The organism is Streptomyces sp. NPDC055287 (assembly GCF_053646035.1).
In genome coordinates, this window is record NZ_JBSHNE010000115.1 from 1 (window position 1) to 2,447 (window position 2,447).

Annotated in this window: 1 protein-coding gene; it reads right to left on the reverse strand. The window is 68.0% G+C overall.

What is annotated here, in order from left to right; translation table 11 throughout:
- Positions 1–2,447, reverse strand: a 2,447-nt coding sequence (locus ACWIHY_RS40190; RefSeq protein WP_454381699.1) for an SDR family NAD(P)-dependent oxidoreductase, incomplete at both ends; no start/stop codon positions are given.

Here is a 2,447-nt window from a genome sequence, read left to right on the forward strand (position 1 = left end):
GTCCCTGCCCTCGGACACCAGCTCCCACAGGTCCTCCGCCGAAGCCACCCCACCCGGATACCGGCAACCGATCCCCACAATCGCGATCGGCTCGTCGTCCGTACGCGGAGGCGCAGTTTCGACAGGCGCCGGACTGCTCCCGGCCCGGCTGCCACCGTCCGTGGCGTCGCGCAGATGCTCAAGCAGATGGCGCGCCAGGGCCGCAGGGGTGGGGTGGTCGAACGCGAGCGTCGTCGGGAGGTGGAGCCCCGTCGCCGCATTGAGATGGTTACGCAGCTGGACCGTGGTCAGCGAGTCGAAGCCGAGTCCCTTGAACGGCTGGGACACATCGATGCTCTCCGGGGCCGGGTGCGCGAGCACGGTAGCCGTTGCGGCCCTGACGAGCTCGATCAGACGCGCGCGACCGTCGGCGTCGCTCAACAGCGTGAACTCGTCCTTGAAGGTACTGGATCCGACGGCCACAGCCGGTGCGCCGGTCGAGGCCCGGGAAAGCTGCGGAGTGGCTCGTACGAGGTCGCTGAGCACCGGCGGGAGGGAACCGTCGCGCGCCAGGACGGCCAGTGCTCCCGTGTTGATGTCGACCGGAAGGAGTGTCGCATCCGACTTGGTCAACGCGGCGTCGAAGAAGGCGAGCCCGTCCTTGGACGAGATGGGAGGGAAGCCGGAACGGGTCATGCGCGTGACGTCGGCCTCGGTCAGATGGCCGGTCATACCGGTCGCTTCCGCCCACAGGCCCCAGGCGAGGCTGGTGGCGGGGAGGCCCTGTGCGCGGCGGTGCTGGGCGAGAGCGTCGAGGTACGTGTTCGCCGCGGCGTAATTGCCCTGGCCCGGGGCTCCCAGCACACCTCCCATGGACGAGAAGAGGATGAAGGCGTCGAGGTCTTTGTCCTGGGTGAGGTGGTGGAGGTTCCAGGCGGCGTCGGCTTTGGGGCGTAGGACGGTGTCGAGTTGTTGGGGGGTGAGGGTTTCGATGGTGGTGTCGTCGAGTACGCCGGCGGTGTGGATGACGGCGGTGAGGGGGTGTTCGGTGGGGATGGTGTTGATGAGGTGGGTGAGTGCGTTGTGGTCGGCGGCGTCGCAGGCGGTGAGGGTGATGTGGGCGCCGAGTGCGGTGAGTTCGGTGCGTAGTTGTTCTGCGCCTTCGGCTTCGGGTCCGCGTCGGCTGGTGAGCAGGAGGCGGGTGACGCCGTGGTGGGTGACGAGGTGGCGTGCGGTGAGCGCGCCGAGTGCGCCCGTACCGCCCGTGATCAGCACCGTGCCACCGGAGGTGAAGCTCCGCGGAACGGTCAGGATCACCTTGCCGATGTTCTGGGCCTTGCTCAGATAGCGCATGGCCTCACGAGCCTCGTGGACGTCCCACGAAGTGACCGGCAGGGGCGCGAGCACGCCTTCGGCGAAGAGGGGAGCGAGCTCCCCGTACAGTTCCTGTACCCGGTCCGGGGCGGTCTGGGTCAGGTCGTACACCTGGTAATCGATCCCAGGATGTTCGGCGGTCACCGCGTCCGCGTCGCGGATGTCGGTCTTGCCCATCTCGATGAACCGTCCGCCGTCGCCGAGCAGACGCAGGGAGGCATCGATGAACTCATTGGCCAGGGAGTTGAGGACAATGTCCATGCCCTTCCCGGCACTGTTCTCGCGGAAAGTCTCCTCGAAGTCCAGTGTTCGCGACGACGCGATGTGACGCTCGTCGACACCTCGCTCGGTCAGTGCGGGCCACTTGCCGGGACTGGCCGTGGCAAAGGCTTCCAGGTCCCAGTGGGCGGCCAGTTGGAGGGCGGCGAGTCCCACGCCTCCTGCCGCAGCGTGGATCAGCAGACGCTCCCCCGGACGCGGCTCGGCCGGCACGAGTGCTTCGTACGCCGTGAGGAAGGCGACCGGCACGGACGCGGCCTGGGCGAACGTCCAGGAGTCGGGGAACTTGCTCAACAGGCGTCTGTCCGTGGCGGCAACCGGCCCGATGCCCTGCGAGAACATGCCCATCACCCGGTCACCGACGGAGAAGTCCTCGACCCCGGGCCCGACTTCGAGGACGACCCCCGAGCCTTCGCCGATGATGCCTTCCTGGCCGGGAACCATGTCCAGGGCCACCAGCACGTCACGGAAGTTGATGCCGACCGCACGCACGGCTACACGGACCGTGCCGGCGGCCAACGGCTCGGACGCCTCCGGGTAGTCGACCAGGGCGACGGCGTCGAGCGTTCCCTTGCCCACCGTTCCTATCCGCCAGTTCGCCGACCCCTTCGGGGGCGACAGCCGCTTGCCGTCGTCCGCCCGTTTGATGCGTGGGGTGTGGATGTGGCCGTTGCGGATGGCGAGTTGGGGTTCGTTGAGGGTGAGGGCGTGGGGGATGGCGTGGGGGGTGGTGGGGTGGTGGTCGAGGTCGATGAGGGTGATGCGGTGGGGGTGTTCGGTTTGGGCGGTTTTGATGAGTCCCCAGATGGGGGCTT